The organism is Polyangiaceae bacterium, assembly GCA_015075635.1.
Lineage (GTDB): Bacteria > Myxococcota_A > Polyangia > Polyangiales > Polyangiaceae > JADJKB01.
Map to the genome: position 1 here is coordinate 1878186 of JABTUA010000001.1, position 16319 is coordinate 1894504.

Genomic DNA, 16319 nt, shown 5'->3' on the forward strand with positions numbered 1-16319 from the left:
TCGGGTGAAGGTCACGCGCCGCCACGCGCTCGCGAGCCTCGCGGCGCTCTGCTCCTTCGCCCCGCACCGCGCGCACGCGTTCGGGGACGCCGGCGCGTTCCACCCGCGGGTCGTCAGCAGCGGCGGCGCCAAGCTCGACGCCGAGCGCAGCTCCGCGCCGGCGCGATGGGGCTACGAGCTGGTGCGCAGGACCAGCGCGCCCGGGCGCCTCTCCGCCACCACGGTAGCCTTCGACCAACCGGCGTTCTCCGCGGAGCCGTTCGCGATTTGGGCCGGGTCGAGCGAGCTCGCGCCGCTCTCAGGGCCCGAGCGGCGCGGCCTCGAGCGCTTCCTCAGGATGGGGGGAGTGCTGGTCGTCGACGACGTCGCCCCGGCGAGCGGCGCCTTCGGCCGGAGCGCACGTCGCGAGCTCAAGCGGGTGTTGCCCGACGCGGCGCCGGTCAAGCTCGACCCGTCGCACGTCGTGTTCAAGAGCTACTACATCGTCGATCGCCCGGTCGGACGCGTGCAGGGGCCGGCGGAGATCGAGGCGATTGTCCGCGGCAAGTACGCGCAGGTCATCTTCCTGAGCCACGATCTCATGGGCGCGCTCGCTCGCTCCCGCGCGGGTGGGTTCGCGCTGGAGGTCGAGCCGGGGGGGCCCGCGCAGCGCGAGCACGCCATTCGCCTCGCGGTGAACATCGCCATGTACGTCCTGTGCTCGGACTACAAAGACGACCAAGTGCACGCGCCCTGGCTCATGCGCCGCCGCGCCCGCCGCCGCCCATGAGCACTCGCTCGTGGGCGTTCAGCGACGATCTATCGTCACTCAGCAGCACGCTGACGCTGCTCTTCGCGCTGCTCTCGGTCGCGTTCCTATTGCTCGAGCTCGGGCGCCGAGAGCGCTACGGGTCCTTGATCGTCGGCACGGGGCTCGTCGCCACGCTGGCGCTGGCGCTCTCGGTGCTCAGGCCCGTGCGGGTCACCGAGCGCGGGAGCCTGGTCGGGCCGCGCGTCTTGATCTTGGTGGACCAGTCGCGGCGCCTGGAGCTGCCGCGGGAGGACGGCCGTGTACGCCGCGAGGTCGCCAAGGACAGCGTCGTGGCTCTGCAGAAGCGCTTCGGTGACGCGCGGCTCGCGCTGTTCGGGTTCGGCGAGGGGGCCCCGGGCCCGGTCGGCGAGACCGGCGTGGGCGACAGGCGCAGCACCGAGAGCGACCTCGCGGCGGCGCTGACCCTGCTCGCGGAGACTCCCGGCGAACGTCCGCGCGCCGTGGTCGTGGTCAGCGACGGCCGCTTGAGCCGGCCCGGCCCCGGGAGCGACGACGACGCGCTCCGTCGCGCCTCGGGAGGTCTAGGTGTGCCGGTGCACAGCGTTCGGCTGGCGGAGTCGGGCCCCAAGGATGCCAGCATTCGGGCCGTCCGCGCGGCCGGCGCCGCGGTCGCGCACCAGCCCCTCAGCCTGACCATCGAGGTCGGCTGCTCGGGCGGGCTCGCCTGCGGCGACGTACCGGTGGCGGTGCGCGAGCACCGGCAAGGCGTGGAACCGGCTGTGCTGGCGAGCGGCACAGCCAAGCTGGAGGAGGGGACAGCCACGCTCGAGCTCCGGGTGACGCTCGAGCGTGCGGGCGCGCGTGTCGTCGAGGTGAGCATCGACGCTCCCGACGGCGACCAGGTTCCCGAGAACGACCGGCGCTTCTTGACCTTCAGCGTGGCGCGCGAGCGCGTGCGCCTGCTGCACGTCGCAGGGCGCCCTACCTACGACGTGCGGACGCTGCGGCAGTGGCTCAAGAGCGACGAGTCGGTGGACCTCGTGGCGTTCTTCATTCTGCGCGGGATGACCGACGACACGATGACGGACGACGACTCGGAGCTCGCGTTGATCCCGTTTCCGGTGGAGGAGCTCTTCACCGAGCACCTGCCGAGCTTCGACGCGATCGTGCTGCAAGACATCGACGCCGTCGCCTACAAGCTGGCGCGTCACCTGCCGGCGCTGGCGCGCTACGTGGAGAGCGGCGGTGGGCTGATCATGGTCGGAGGCCCATCGTCGTTCGCCGGCGGCAACTACGCGGGCACGGACATCGAGCGCGTGTTGCCGGTGGGAATCAGCGACAAGGACGAGCCCCACGACGCCGCGGAGTTCGCGCCGCGCTACACCGAGGCCGGGCGGGCGGCGCCTGTCCTGGCGGGCCTCTTCGACCTGCTCGGCGAAGACCTGCCGACCATGACCGGCTCGAACACGCTGGGCAAGCCGCGCGGCGCGTCGCTGGTGCTGATGGAACACCCGCGGCGCAAGGCCGACGGCTCGCCGATGCCCGTGCTCGCGCTCGGGGAAGCCGGCGACGGCCGCAGCATCGCGCTGGGCGTGGACGGCAGCTACCGGCTGGCCTGGAGCGAGCTGGCCGCCAGCGTGTCCGGGCGGGCCTTCGGCGCGCTCTGGGATGGGCTGCTCGGCTGGCTGATGCGCGATCCGCGCTTCGAGGTCGCCCGCGCCGAGCTCGTCGGCCTGTGCATCAGCGACGAGGACACGACGTTGCGCCTGCACCGTCTGCCGGGCGCGATAGGGGACGTCGACGTGAGCGTGGAGCGGCTCGGCAAGGAAGCGAAGAAGGCCTTCGAGAAGAAGCTACCGAGCCCCCCGCCGGGACCGGTCGATGTGGCGCTGGGCAAGCTCGCGCCTGGAGGCTACGTGGCGCGGGTGAGGATCGGCGAGGCGCCGCCGGCGCGGCTCGACTTCGCCTGTGAGAAGGGCGGCGACGCCTTCGCGGACTCGCGCCCGGACGGCCCGCGCCTGGAGCGCATCAGCGCGGTGACCGGGGGGCGGTCGGTCGCGGCCGATCGGGTGGAACAGCTCCCGCTGCCGGACGCGACGCGCATCGCCGCGGAGCGACACGTGACGCCGCTCTTGCCGGCGTGGGTGTGGACGCTGATCGCGGCGGGGTTCTTGGGAGGACACTGGCTGGCGCGGAGGCGCGGTGGGCTCACTTAGTCAGGCATGAGGGATCAGGACTCAGAGCCAGGGGCACAGGGGCACAGGCTGTGAGGCGGGAGGCCTCAGGCTTCGGGCTTCAGGCTTCAGGCGGGAGGCTTCAGACTTCAGGTCGCGGGGCGTGGCTTCGAGTGGCCAGGCTCGACACTGACGCGACCCCGACAGCGCGCCGCTCGGCCGTCGGCCGAGCCCGGGAATCACAGTCGGGGCTTGCCACGATCAGATCACGATCCGCCACTGAGGCGCGAGTGAGAATACCGGCCGGGACCGGCGCGGGCTGTTGGTCCGGTGGGAACTGACGCGAGGCGGTCGGGTCTTCGGCGGAGCGAGAAGAAATCCCCGGGACCGGCGCGGGCTGTTGGTCCGGTGGGAACTGACGCGAGGCGGTCGGGTCTTCGGCGGAGCGAGAAGAGAATTCCCTCAATCGTAATACTCGTGCCCCAGGTGCGTGATCGACTCCTCGCCGCGCATCCACCGGAGCGTGTTCTTCAGCTTCATCAGCTGGATGAACAAGTCGTGCTCGGGGTTCAGGCCGGGGGCCGTCATGGGGCTCTTCCAGTAGAAGCTGAGCCACTCTTGCACGCCGCGGAAGCTCGCGCGCTTCGCCAGGTCCATGAACAGCGCCAGGTCGAGCACGATGGGCGCCGCCAGGATCGAGTCCCGGCACAGGAAATCGACCTTGAGCTGCATCGGGTAGCCGAGCCAGCCGAAGATGTCGATGTTGTCCCAGCCCTCCTTGGCGTCGCCGCGCGGCGGGTAGTAGTTGATGCGCACGACGTGGTGCACCTCGCCGTACAGGTTCGGGTAGACCTCCGGCTGCAAGATGGAGTCGAGCACGCCGAGCTTGCTGACCTCCTTGGTCTTGAAGTTCTCCGGGTCGTCGAGCACCTCGCCGTCGCGGTTGCCCAAGATGTTGGTCGAAAACCAGCCGTTCAGGCCGAGCATGCGCGCCTTGAGGCCCGGCGCCAGGATGGTCTTCATCAGGGTCTGCCCGGTTTTGAAGTCCTTGCCGGCGAGCGGTGTGTTCGTCTCGCGCGCGAGCTCGTAGGCGGCGGGAAAGTCCACGGTCAAGTTGGGCGCGCCGTTGGCGAAGGGTACGCCCTCCTTGAGGCAGGCCCAGGCGTAGATCTGCGAGTTCGAGATGGACGGGTCGTTGTCCAGTAGCCCCTTCTCGAACGCCTTCATCGACTGATGAGCCGCCGTCTGCTCCAGGTAGATCTCGGTCGAGCCGCACCACACCGTGACTGCGCGACTACACCCGCTGCGCTTCAGGAACCCGCAGATGTCGTCGCGGACCTTCTCGACCATGTCCGCCTTGCTGCCGCCGGTCTTGACGTGCGTGCCGTTCAGGCGCTTGACGTACTCCGGGTAGAACACGCCGCTCATGGGCTTGATCGCCTCGAGCTCGCTCTTGATCGGGTCCAGGTGCTTCTGCTCGAGCACCGCGGCGTGCGTCGCCGACTCGTAGGCGGTGTCGGGGAAGATGTCCCAGCCCGCGAACTCGAGCTGGTCGAGGCTCGCGAGCGGCACGAACTCGTCGATCTTCGGCGAGCGGTTGTCGGTGCGCTTGCCGAGGCGGATGGTCCCGAGCTGCGTGAGCGAGCCCACGGGCTGAGCCAAGCCTTTGCGCGCGAGCAAGCAGCCCGCGATGAACGTCGTGGCCACCGCTCCCATGCCCGGGAGCAGGATGCCCAGCTTCCCGTCGGCCTTCTCGATCTGCTTCGGCTGCTTCATGGCGAGCGTGACTAGCAAGGTGCGTGCCCGTATGCAATCGTGCGCTCCGCATGGAAGTCACGCGCACGGCCGTGTTGTTGGTCGCGGGCATCGGCTCGCGTTTGCGCCCGCTCACCGACGACCGCCCCAAGGCGCTCGTGGAAGTCGGTGGTGAGACCATCCTGGGCCGTGCGCTCAGGCTCTTGGCTGCGCACGGCGTCGGGCGTGTCGTACTCGCAACCGGATACCGCGAAGAAGCGCTGAGAAGCGCCCTCGCGGGCTCCCCGTTCGAGGTGATCTACTGTCGCAACGAGCGCTTCGATTCGACCCAGAACGCGGTCTCGCTGGCGCTTTGCGCTAGTGCCGTGGACGGCCGCGCATTCTTCAAGCTCGACGGTGACGTGATGTTTCGCCCGGAAGTGCTGGCACGCCTCGATGCGTGCGAGGCGCCGCTCGCCGTGGCGGTGGACCGCTCGCGGCGCGCGGACGCCGAGGCGATGAAGTTTCGGCTCGGCGACGGCGACCGCATCGAGGCGTTCGGCAAAGGCATCGATTTGGATGCAGCCGCCGGGGAGAGCATCGGCATCGAGCGCGTGGCCGCGAGCATCAGCCCCGCGCTATTCGCCGAGCTCGCACGGCCCGAGAGCGCCGCTCTCTACTATGAGGACGTGTATTCGAAGCTGATCGCCGCCGGCCGCTTGGAAGCTCGGGCGGTGGAGGTCGGCGACCTGCCCTGGACCGAGGTGGACGACCCGATCGACCTCGGGCGGGCGCGCGCCCTGTTCGCCTGAGCGCGGCTGGGTGTGCGCCCCCTGCGACGCTGGAGTCGCGGAGTGTGGCTCTAGGACTCCAATGCCCCGGCCCGGCGCCGAGCCCCGCGCGCCCCGGTTCGCACCCCACTTTTCCCAGCGGGTCCGGGGCTTGGAGCTCCGGGGCCCGGACGCAGCTGCTGCCAGTGCGTAACGCCCGACGCACCGTGGCGCCTGGCACTCGGCTTGCTGCTCGTGCGGGCAGGAGAGTGGAGCACGCGGACCGAGCCTGACCCCGAGGCGTAAACCGCCGACACGACAGCAGGGTTTTCTCGTTCGAGGGACGCTCGAGCCGACCCCGGCATCCCCTACGCGGGTGTTGCCGAATCGCCACAGTGTGCTCCCCGTGCGACAGCTCGCGATCTCGTAACTTACTAGAACAGAAAAGGATTTGCCCGATTTGCGCAGCGCGTGGTAATCCCCGCGCGCTTAGTAACTTGAGTCGAAAGCGAGACCCCCTGATGACCGAACGACGAGTGACGCGAGCCATCATCCTGGCAGCCGGTACCGGCTCGCGCCTGGGTGAGGGGGGCGATCCGACGCCGAAGCCGCTGCGGGCGGTGGCAGGTGTTCCGCTCCTGGTGCGCGTCCTGCGCACGCTCGAGTCGGCCGGCATTCGCGAGGCCGTGGTGATCGTGGGCCATCAGGGTGATTCCGTGCGCCGCGCGCTGGTCGCCGATCCGAGCCTGGGGCTCGAGCTCAGCTTCGTGAACAACGAGCGGTACTTGGCGAAGAACGGCGTGTCGCTGCTCGCAGCCGCGGATTTCGTCGATCGCGAGTGCCTGCTCACGATGTCCGATCATCTGTACTCGCCGGAGCTGGTGCGACGTCTGCTCGGCGTCGAGCTGCCGAGCGGCTCCTGCGCGCTGGGCGTCGACTACGACATCGAGCGCTGCTTCGACATCGACGACGCGACCAAGGTCGGCGTGGCGGCAGGCAAGATCGCCGACATCGGCAAGGAGCTCGAACGCTACGAAGCCCTCGACACCGGCGTGTTCCGCATCGGGCCGGCGCTGATCGAAGAGCTGGCGCGGCTGGACGACCAACACGGCGACTGCTCGCTCTCCGACGGCGTTCGGGCGCTGGCGCACCGCGGCGCCTTCCACGCGGTGGACGTCGGCGACGTTCGCTGGATCGACGTGGACACGCCGGCCGCGCTGGAGCGCGCCGAAGCCATGCTGCGCGTGTTCGGCGATCACCTGGGCGACGAGCCCGGGGCCGGCGCTCCCGCGGTCATCGACGCCGACGGCATGGAGCTGTTCGCGCCGAGCTGGGTGCGGGCGGCCAAGCCCTACAACGAAGACCACTTCGCGGTCGCGGAGAAGACGGGCGTGGCTCGCATGATGAGCAACGAAAGCGCCCACGCGCCCAGCCAGCGGGTGATCGACGCCATCGTCCGGGCTGCCACCCGCGGCCACCTCTACCCGAGCGGCGGCCCCGAGCTCCGGCAGAAGCTCGGCGCGCGTGAGGGCCTGGGCGGCGGCAACGTGCTGCTTGGCGCCGGCTCCACGGAGCTCATCGACGTCATCATCCGCACCTTCGTCGCAGCCGGCGAGGAGGTGCTGCTCAGCGTGCCGACCTTCAGCATGTACGAGGCGCGGACGCGCGTGTGCGGCGGGATCCCGGTGCTGGTGCCCATGACCGAGGAGCACGATCACGACCTGCCGGGTCTGCTGCGCGCCGTCACCGAGCGCACGAAGGTCATCTTCCTGTGCACACCGAACAACCCCACCGGCAACCGCATCCCCGAGGTGGACATGCGGCGCCTGCTCAGGCTGGGGCTGCCGACGGTGATCGACGAGGCCTACTACGAGCTCGGCGAGGGTGGCTCGCTCGCGCACCTGATCCGCGAGTTCCCGAACGCCCTGGTGATTCGCACCTTCTCCAAGGCCTTCGGCCTTGCGGGGCTGCGCGTCGGGTACGCCCTCGGGCACGCCAGCGTGATCAAGCTGCTGTCGCGGGTGAAGGTGCCCTGGAACCTGCCGGCCATCACCATCGCGGCGGCCAGCGCGGCCCTGGACGACATGGCGGAGCTCGACGTCCGCATCGCCGAGCTGAAGAGCGCGCGCGCCGAGCTCGGACGAGCCCTGTCGCGCATCCCCGGCGTGGTCGCCATCCCCAGCGAAGGCAATTTCATTCTGGTGGACATCTCGCACACGCGGATGAGCGCGGACCGCATGGTGCAGGCGCTGCTCGCGGAGGGCGTGTTGATCCGCTCGCTCGGCTCGCACCACGCGGAGAAGACCTACGTGCGCGTGACCATCGGGACCCGCGAGCAGAACGCGCGCTGCGTCGCGGCCTTCGAGCACGTGCTCGGGCGGCGCGGGGGTCGCGAGGTCGGTGCTCCGGCATTCGTCGGCGGAGACGCGGAGTGATTGAAGCATGACGATGGGTTCGGTCGAAGTCGGCAGTGAGCGGCCTCTGGCCGTGAGCGGCGTCGAGGCGGTCTCCGACCAGCCGGCGGACGGCTTTTGGGCCGGATACTGGAAGACGCTGAAGTCGTTGGCGGTGGAAGAGCCCGTCGACGTCTGGATTCATCGCCCGCTGGCCTACCTCCTCACCAAGCTGCTCTACCCGACGCCGATCACACCGAACCAGGTGACGATCATCTCCATCGTCTTCGGTCTCCTCGGCGCCTACTGCTTCTTCTCGAGCTTCCCGCACCACATGCTCCTCGGCGCCCTCGCCATCGTCACCTCCGCCGTCTTCGACTGCGCCGACGGACAGCTGGCGCGCATGCGCGGTACCTCCAGCGTGTTCGGTCGCATGTTGGACGGCGTCGCGGACCTGGCCGTCAGCATCGCCGTCGTGGGCGGCGGCATCTGGGTCATCGGCTCCAAGTACTCGGCTCCGACACCGCTGTTTCTCGCCGTGCTGGCCCTCTGCGTTGCGACGGCGGTGACCGGCTCGTTCCACACTGGCATGTACGACCAGTACAAGAACGTCTACCTGCGCTTCACCAGCCCGACCTACAAGGACGGCGAGGACTACGAGACGGCTCGGGAGCGCTTCGAGTCGCGGCGCGGCGGCTCGTTCTTCGTGAACCGCATCGCCTGGCCAATCTACCTGTTCTACGTGAAGAGCCAGACCGACTACGTGCACCGCTTCGATCCCTACACCAGCGCCCGGCTCGGGCTGTTCGGGCCGTACAGCGCCGAGCGTGCGGCCATCTACGAGCGCCACGCCGGCGGTCTGATGCGGCTGTGGCGCAACTACTTCGGCTTCGGCTCGCTGGTCTTCGGCATCGCACTGTTCTCCGCCTTCGACCTGCTCGAGGTCTACATGGTGCTGCGCCTGGTGGTGCTGAACGCGCTGTTCTACGGCTACCTGCGACCGCGCCAGCGGGCGGCTTCCCGGGCGGCCTTCGCGGAGATGGGCCTGTCGCTGCCGGATCAGGCCAAGGCGTGAAACGCCCGGGCGCTTTCGGGTAGACTCACCCGGCGTGCCTCGCCTCCGAACCTCCCTGTTGTTGGCACTGGCGCTCTCGTGGGCCCTGCCGGCGTCGGCCTTCACCTGGCCGAACGCCGCGGAGGGCATCGAGAAGCAGCTGGCCAAGCCGGACGTGGGGTCGCGGCGCCGCGCCGCTCAGCGCTTGGGTGAGCTGACTCCTTCTGCGCAGAAGCGCCTGGTGCAGAAGGCGCTGGCGGATCCCGACGCGGACGTCCGGTTGGCGGCGGCGGATCTCGTGCTGGAGCAGCGCCTGCGCGGCACCGGCGAGCTCGTGGTGGCGTGGCTCAACGATCCAGAGCGGCGCATTCGGCTCGCGGGTGCCGAGATCCTGAGGCTCGACCCGGTCGCGCGCGCCGTCCAGCCCTTGGGGCGTGTGCTCGGCGATCCCGATTCGGCGGTGCGGTCCGCGGCGGCGGGGGCACTCGGTGCCACTGCTTCGAAGGACGCCGTGTTGCCTCTGCTCGGCCACCTGGACGACTCGGTTCCGCAGGTGCGCAGCGCCATCGTGCGGGCGCTGTCCCGGCTCGGCGACCCGCGGGCCGTCGTGCCCCTGATCGGGAAGATACAGGACTCGCGCCCGGCCGTGCGCCGGAGCGTGGCGCGCGCGCTGGGGGAGCTCGGGGACGCACGCGCCTCGAGCGCGCTGGTGCTCGCGCTGCGCGACGGCGACGAAGGAGTACGCATCGCGGCGGTCGAAGCGTTGGGCGTGCTGCGCGATCCGCAGGCGACACTGGCGATCACCGCGATCGCGGACAGCGAGGCTTCACCGGCGGTCCGGGCCGCCGTGGTCGGCTCGCTCGGCCGCATCGGCACCAAAGAGGCTCTGGACGCGCTGCTCGCCTTGCTGGAGAAGGAGCAGTCTCAGGACACCCTGGAGCTCTTGCGCAAGGCGCTGGCGCGAGCCGGCGCGCCGGCGCGGGAGCGGCTCGAGCGCTGCCTCTCGGGTCAACCGGCCGCGCGGGTCGCGGACAACTGCGCGCTCGGGCTGGCCGAGACCGGGCGCATGGAGAGCGCGCGGTCCATCACCGGTGCGCTCCGGCGCGGTGTGCTTCGCGCTCCAGCCGCGCTTGCTTCGCTCGAGCGGCTAGGCGATCCGAAGAGCCTGCCAACGGTGCTGGAGCACCTGGCGGACTCCGATCCCGTGGTGAGGCGCGCGGCGGTGGACGCAGCAGTCGCGTTGCTCGACCCGACGAAGCCAGACGGGCGCGCCGTGGATCCGGTCGCGCAGGCGTTGGACAAGGCGCGCTCCAGCAAGGCGGAGCGCGCCGCGCTGGCGCGGCTCCTGGGCCGCACCGGCTCGCCGCGTGCCGTGAAGCCGCTCTTGCCGCTGGCCGACGCCGCAGACAACGTGGAGCTGCGCATCGCCGCCGTGGACGCGCTCGGCATGCTGCCGCCGTCGGGTCAGGATCGCGTGCTGATCGCCGCGCTCGACGCGGACGAAGCTCCGGTGCGGCTCGCGGCGGCGGTCGCGCTGAGGCGCTCGGCGTCTGGAGCCGCGGCGCGCACGCTGCTCGATCGGCTCGAGCGCGCGGCCGAGCAAGATCGCGCAGCGCTGGCGGTGGCGCTCGGGGGAGCGCTCGCCCGGGCGAAGGACCCGGCGTTGCTCACGCGAGCCTGGAAGTTGATGCTGGCGAGCCGAGGCGGGCAACGTGACGCGCTGCTCGAAGCGCTCGGGCGTCTGCCGTCGAAGGACGCGACCCGGTTGCTCTCCGCGTATGCCAAGGAGTCCGGCGAGGTGGCCGATCGCGCGAAGGTGGCGGAGGCCCTCGGCTCGCGGCCCGACGCGCTGGAGGCGCTGCGCGCGTTGGCCAGCGACGTCGACGGCTCGGTGCGGTCCAACGCCATCTGGGGCCTGGGCAGTGTCGGCCAGCAGCCCGAGCTCGGGTCGGTCGCCCGCGCGATCGACGACAAGGACGTCGCGGTGGCTGGCAACGCGGCGGCCGCGCTCGGGCGCCTCGGGCGCCGGCTCGGCGTGCGGATCGACAAGGAGCTGTGCGCCCGGCTGACTGACCCGCGCTCCTACGTTCGCGCGAACGCCTTGGGTGGGCTCCGGGTGGCTGGCGCGCGCTGCGCGGGGGCGGAGGAGACGGTGCTCTTGGTGGAAGACCGCTCCGAGGTCGTGCGCCGCGCCGCGGCCTTGCTCGTGGCGAGCACGCCATCCAAGGACGCGGCGCGCGACCAACGGCTGCTCGAGACCTGCGCGGCGGAAGACACCGACAGCTCGGTGGCGGCGCAGTGTGCCACCGACGTGGCCAAGCCGAGCAAGCGCACCGAGCCCGTGATGGTCTACGTGGTGCCAGTGGGTGAGAGCGCGCCGGTGCCGCGCGCCCCGTTCGCGCTGCTGCGCGCCGACGGCCTCATGCGCCTGGGCCTGGCCGACCGACGCGGCGAGGTCTTCGAGCACGACGCGCCCGCGGGCGAGGTCTCCCTGGCCGTGCCGGCGCCGCTCGCCAAGTGAGGCGAGGGACGCGCCAGCGCGCAGTTGCTCAGCCGCCGCCGGCAGCGCACTTCATCGCGCACTGCAGGTCGCCCGGTGCACAGCCGCAGCCGCCGCTGGGCTTGGGCTTGGGCTTCTCGCCGCCTGCGGCAGGCTTGGTCTCGCCACCCGCGGCGGGCTTGGGCTTGGTGCCACCCGCGGCGGGCTTGGCGATCGGGCCACCGGTGCCGGGCTTCTTGGCGGTCGCGGCCGGCTTCTTCTCTTCCTCGGCCGTGCCCGTGGCGGGCGGCTTGGCCGTGGACTCCTCGGTGGGGGTCGGAGCCGGAGTCGGTGTGGGCGCCGGCGCGGCTGTGGCTGCGGCGGTTGGCGCCGGGGGTGGGGGTGGCTGGCCCTTGCCGACGACGACGATGGCCGCGGCGATGGCGATGGCGGCGACCGCGATCCCCGCGCCGATGAAGATGCCCGCCTTGCTCTTCGCGGGCTGGGTCATCGGGGCTGCGATCTGGGCTTCTACGCCGCCGCCGAGCGGCGGAGCGAGGCCGAGCGGGGGCGCCATCCCGAGCGGCGAGGGTGTGAGCGGCGCCATCTGTTGAGCGGGCTGGTCGGAGGCCGCCGTGAGCGCCTTGAGGTCGATGAGACCCGAGTCCTCTTTCGTGGCGGTAGTGGCCCCCGCGCTCTTCACGGCCGGTGAAGCGGACGGCGCTGCGGCCGGGGCCGCCGTCGCGGTGAGCGCGCTCAGCGAGAAGAGCACGCTCGACTCGTTACGCGCACCGGTGCCGCCAGCGCTGGCGGACGAGCCCAACCCCAACGCGGGCGCAGGCTCGCGGGCGCTCGTGGTCACGTCGGCTTCGCCGCCGGCACCCTCGAAGGAAGAACCGAACAGGTCTGCGGTCGAGCCACGGCCGCCAGCACGTGCCGCAGCACGAGGGGCCTCGGCGGGCTTGGCTGCTTCCCAGGGTGCGGCCGCCGGAGCCGGGCTCGCGATGTCGCTGGAGTGGATGGCGCTGCTCGGCGACGCCGCTGCTGCGGGCTCCGAGGCCGCCACGTGCAGCGCGTCGACCAGCGCCGGGACCTGGCCCATCGGCTGCCAGTCGGCCATGCCATCCGCCCAGACGAAGGTCTCCGCAGTCATCGTCCCGGCGTTGTAAGCGGCCACGATCTCCGCGACGGTCATCGTGCGCTGGTCGTTGTCCCCGAAGTCCACCGAGTACTCGCCCGGGCCCACGGCGCCGCCAGCGGCGGGATCCGAGACCTGCGGTGCGTCCACCTGCGATGCCGTCGCGTCACCGGCGTACACGCTCGGCGGATCGACTTTGCCGTCAATGACGATGGTCGTCCCGCATTTTCTGCAGCGGATCTTGGCGAGCTTGTCTTGGACCTTTTCGTCGGCGATCGAGTACTTGGCCGCGCACGAGGGACACGAGATCTTCACGGTGCACCTGTCTGCGTTGCCCACCAGTCCGCGGCGGAGCAAACGCTTTTCCCATACATTATCAGGAGATACGTCCGAGTTCACATTTCGGTCTGAAAACCCGGCCGAGGACCCGGTTCTAACACGGCCCGGGGTCCCGGGCCCATCGAGGAGCGAGCTTTTGTGGGCGACCATCCCCGTCGGACGCCGGAGCCTCCCGCCGGCTTGGGCCACGGCGCCGGGAAACCTCTGGGATCTCTTGGCCCAGCGCGCCGACCTTCGCTACCCGTCCGGGGGGCGACTCCGCCCGGAGAGCCGAGGGCACATGAGCTCCGAGTTTCAATCCTTCGACGAGTACTGGTCCCTGTTCCTGCTCCGCAGCCGCTCGGTCGCCCTTGGGCGAGCGGGGCTCGGGCGGACGAGCGTGGGGTTGGCGCGCGTGGCGCTCCGCACGCTGGCGATGCGGCGCACGCGCCGGCCGGTCGAGCTGCGCTGGGCCGTTGCCGCGACCCTGCTCGCGTGCGGCAAGCTCCTGGCAGGGAAGCTCGAGCGGGAGCTCGCAGAAGCCGTGCGCGCGGAGGGCGAGGGGCTGCCGCCGCTGGCAGCGCTCGGCGAGCCCGAGCAGCGCCGCGCCGCGCCGCCGTCGCCCGCCTGGGCCGTGTGGATGTGATTCGACACTTGCTGGCTTGCGATGAGCAGATCTCGGTGTGCCACCGAGGCCACCACCCCACGAGAATGCCGGCGAGGCCGGCGCACCTCCGCCATCAGCTGGGAGCAGTCGCCTGGCGCTTCCTGAGCGCGTCGGGCGAAGCCTCAGGCGAGCGGAGTGACGGCACGGACGGGCGCGACCGGGGAGATCCGACTGTGACTCATCCGCTCGTGACCTGATCCACGATCCCCACGACCACCGAACGCACCGGCGCATTCGGCGCATCGAGAAGCTGCCGCGCGCTATTGCCCTCGTCCTCGACGAGCACCAGCTCGCCGACGCCGGCGCCCACCAGGTCCACCGCGACGACGTAGCTCTCGCCGTCGAAGCCTCCGTCGGGCGTGCAAGCGCGCACGATGAGCTGCTTTCGCCCCCGATAGAACGGGTGCTGAACCGTGGCCACCACCGTGCCCGTCACGCGTCCCAGAATCACGAGCGCTCCCCCGGATCCGAGAGGCCCGTTTCGTCGTAGTGGTGCTGGTCCACGATGCCGACGACCGCGTGGTCGACGGGCACGAACCACGGGTCGTGCAGGAGCGCCGCCTCTCGCGAGGCCTCCCAGGTCACCAAATCACCAGTGCTGGCCTGGGCGGAGGCGTCCGTCGCCACGAAGGGCTCGCCGCTGGGCTCGAGCCTCGAGGTCAAGGGTCGCACGATCAGCATCTTCAACCCTTCCATGCCGTCGGCCTTCACGCTGGCCACCAGCGTGCCAATGACGCGTCCGAGCTTCATCCGAATTGCTCCTTGAAGAAGCGCGTGCCCGACTCGAGCACCCGCGCGACCTCGGGATGGGCGTTGGCGATCAACGTGGTCGAAGCTCCTTCGGCGCGACTCCGCGCCAGCCGGGACTCGGCGAGCTCGAGCGCCGCTTCGACGTCGAACTGGTTGCCCCAGAGCGACGCCACGGCCTTGCCGCCGAGGCCTTCCGCCAGGCGGATCTCCACCAGCTCCACCGGCGTGCCCTTCAACGCGGCGTCGAGGGCGCCCACCAGGGTCGGCGACGAGCGTGCTTCGAGCATCCCCAGCGCGTCCCCGGGCGCGGGGAAACGGCGCACGCCATCGGCGAGCGCTGGCAAGAGGCGCGGCTCCGCGTCCGGAAGGAGCACGCAGTCGGCCACGGCCCGACCCGAGCGTTCGAGCGCGCGGGCGTGGGACATCTCGACCGCAGCCAGCGCGCCGGCGAAGACGATCAGGAAGTGCCCGTGATGGATGGTGCCCGCCCTGATCACGCTCACCGGCGCCTCCTTGGCGACGGCGTCGAGCGCCACCAGCCCCGCCGGGACGTCGCCGAGCTCGAGCAGCGCGAGCGCGGGCCCGGTAGAGAGGGGAGCGCGACGTTCGAACTCCATCGCCCACTCAGACGATGCGGAAGTGGTCGACCATGGTGCAGCGTCGCCAGCGCGAGAACGAACGCGCCGTCGTCAGCCCCTCACCGGTGGGTGAGGCGATGGTGAACGAAGTGTAGCCCTCGCCGTCGGCACCCAATCCGGCGATGGCCCGGCCGTTCTTGACGAAGATGCTGCAGTTGCACTTCCGCGCCATCTTCGAGAGCGCCGCGATGTCGTGGGAGTGCATGGTGGCGGTGTGGAAGCAGCCGCCTTCGGCCTCCACGGCGAGGTCGATGGCTTCGTCCACGGTCTTCACGCGGGTCAAGGGCAGGACCGGCATCATCTGCTCGGTCCAGACCAGCGGATGATCGTTGGGCACGTCGATCAAGACGCAGCGCACCTCGGGGCCGCCGGGGATGCCGAGCTCCTGCAGGATCAGCGAGGCGTTCTTGCCCACGAACTTGCGGTTGATCACCGCATGGCCGCGCGGGCCGGCGTTCTTCTCGAAGATCACCTTCTCGAGCCGGGGGATGTCCGCGGCCTTGAGCTCCACGGCGCCGTGCTTCTTCATCACGGCCTTGAGCGAGTCCGCGATCGAGTCGACCGCGATGCACTCCTTCTCGTCCACGCAGATCACGTTGTTGTCGAAGGAGTGGCCCAGCACCACGTCGCGGCCGGCCTTCTCGAGGTCGGCGGTAGGGTCGACCACCGCCGGCGGATTGCCCGGACCGGCGCAGATCGCCCGTTTGCCCGAGTGCATGGCGGCCTGCACCACGCCCGGACCGCCGGTGACGACGACCAAGCGGACCAGCGGGTGCTTCATCAGCGTCTGTGCGCTCTCGATGGTCGGCTCGGCCACCGCGGTCAGCACGTTGGCCGGGCCGCCAGCGGCCATGATGGCGCGGTTCAAGCCTCGGATCGTCGCCGCGCACACCCGCTTGGCACCGGGTGCCGGGTTGAAGGTGACGGCGTTGCCAGCCGAGACCATGGCAATGGCGTTGCAGATGATGGTCGAGGGCGGGTTGGTGACCGGCGTGATGGCGCCGATGACTCCGAACGGCGCCGGCTCGATCAGCGCGAAGCCGTCGTCGCCCGTATGGGCGATGGGCGACAGGTCCTCGGGTCCCGGCGACTTGTTGGTGACCAGGAGGTTCTTGAGGATCTTGTCCTCGACCCGCCCGAGCCCTGTCTCCTCGCAGGCCATCCGCGCGAGCGCTTCGGCCTCGCGGCGCATGGCGACGCGCATCGACTCGATGATCAGCTTGCGTTGCTCGAGCCCGAGCGCCGAGAGCGCGATGAACGCGGCCCGCGAGGCCCGAATGGCGTCGTCGATGTTGGCGAAGATGCCGTCGTCTCCCGACGCGGACAGCGAGGACGACGGCGCCTTTGCAGGTTGCGCTGCGCTCCCGGTGCCACCGCCGCTCAGGCGGTCGGCGATGGCCTCGGCGATGCGGCGGATCTCCTCCGGGCTCACCGCCAGACCTCCCTGGCGCTC

General features: G+C 70.6%; 13 protein-coding genes and 1 pseudogene. 7 read left to right on the forward strand and 7 right to left on the reverse strand.

All coding sequences use genetic code 11. The features are described 5' to 3' along the window. The first annotated feature begins 4 nt into the window (after positions 1-4). On the forward strand, positions 5-769 hold the full coding sequence (locus HS104_08455; protein MBE7480001.1) for a DUF4159 domain-containing protein: 765 nt from the start codon (positions 5-7) through the stop codon (positions 767-769). Continuing rightward, on the forward strand, positions 766-2967 hold the full coding sequence (locus HS104_08460; protein MBE7480002.1) for a hypothetical protein: 2202 nt from the start codon (positions 766-768) through the stop codon (positions 2965-2967). Before HS104_08455 ends, HS104_08460 begins: the two co-directional genes overlap by 4 nt. A 420-nt stretch (positions 2968-3387) precedes the next feature. Here the strand turns inward: HS104_08460 and HS104_08465 are convergent, their stop codons facing one another. Next, positions 3388-4701: an inositol-3-phosphate synthase gene (locus HS104_08465; protein MBE7480003.1), complete on the reverse strand. Its 1314-nt coding sequence runs from the start codon at positions 4699-4701 to the stop codon at positions 3388-3390. 50 nt (positions 4702-4751) lie between these two features. Between HS104_08465 and HS104_08470 the strand changes: the two genes are divergently transcribed. The 4 genes from HS104_08470 to HS104_08485 all read left to right on the forward strand — a co-directional run bounded on the left by HS104_08470 (position 4752) and on the right by HS104_08485 (position 11397). Then, positions 4752-5471, forward strand: a complete 720-nt coding sequence (locus HS104_08470) for a phosphocholine cytidylyltransferase family protein (protein ID MBE7480004.1) — start codon at positions 4752-4754, stop codon at positions 5469-5471. Between the two features lie 479 nt (positions 5472-5950). Then, positions 5951-7864, forward strand: coding sequence for a histidinol-phosphate transaminase (hisC, locus tag HS104_08475; protein ID MBE7480005.1), 1914 nt, complete (start codon positions 5951-5953; stop codon positions 7862-7864). Between the two features lie 13 nt (positions 7865-7877). Beyond that, entirely contained in the window at positions 7878-8897 is a 1020-nt protein-coding gene (locus HS104_08480; GenBank protein MBE7480006.1) for a CDP-alcohol phosphatidyltransferase family protein, read from the forward strand. A gap of 34 nt (positions 8898-8931) precedes the next feature. Next, entirely contained in the window at positions 8932-11397 is a 2466-nt protein-coding gene (locus HS104_08485; GenBank protein MBE7480007.1) for a HEAT repeat domain-containing protein, read from the forward strand. A 28-nt stretch (positions 11398-11425) separates the two neighbouring features. Here HS104_08485 and HS104_08490 read toward each other — a convergent pair whose 3' ends face one another. After that, the gene (locus HS104_08490; GenBank protein MBE7480008.1) at positions 11426-12808 is read right to left on the reverse strand and encodes a zinc-ribbon domain-containing protein; all 1383 of its coding nucleotides are present in this window, start codon (positions 12806-12808) and stop codon (positions 11426-11428) included. Beyond that, positions 12704-12982: pseudogene (locus HS104_08495) on the reverse strand (zinc-ribbon domain-containing protein). The gene HS104_08490 and the pseudogene HS104_08495 overlap by 105 nt, the downstream one beginning before the upstream one ends. A gap of 130 nt (positions 12983-13112) precedes the next feature. Here HS104_08495 and HS104_08500 point away from each other — a divergent pair. Further along, complete coding sequence (locus HS104_08500; protein MBE7480009.1) at positions 13113-13457, forward strand: hypothetical protein; 345 nt, start codon at positions 13113-13115, stop codon at positions 13455-13457. Between the two features lie 199 nt (positions 13458-13656). On the opposite strand, the gene HS104_08505 is transcribed toward HS104_08500, so the two are convergent. From HS104_08505 to HS104_08520, 4 genes are read right to left on the reverse strand one after another with little or no spacing between them, the layout of a single operon-like run. Then, entirely contained in the window at positions 13657-13929 is a 273-nt protein-coding gene (locus HS104_08505) for a EutN/CcmL family microcompartment protein (protein MBE7480010.1), read from the reverse strand. Then, positions 13926-14228: a EutN/CcmL family microcompartment protein gene (locus tag HS104_08510; GenBank protein MBE7480011.1), complete on the reverse strand. Its 303-nt coding sequence runs from the start codon at positions 14226-14228 to the stop codon at positions 13926-13928. The genes HS104_08505 and HS104_08510 overlap by 4 nt, the downstream gene beginning before the upstream one ends. Further along, a complete protein-coding gene (locus tag HS104_08515; GenBank protein ID MBE7480012.1) occupies positions 14225-14845 on the reverse strand; it encodes a BMC domain-containing protein in 621 nt (206 codons plus the stop codon). Before HS104_08515 ends, HS104_08510 begins: the two co-directional genes overlap by 4 nt. 7 nt (positions 14846-14852) lie before the next feature. Continuing rightward, positions 14853-16304, reverse strand: a complete 1452-nt coding sequence (locus tag HS104_08520; protein ID MBE7480013.1) for an aldehyde dehydrogenase EutE — start codon at positions 16302-16304, stop codon at positions 14853-14855. Positions 16305-16319: the final 15 nt, after the last annotated feature.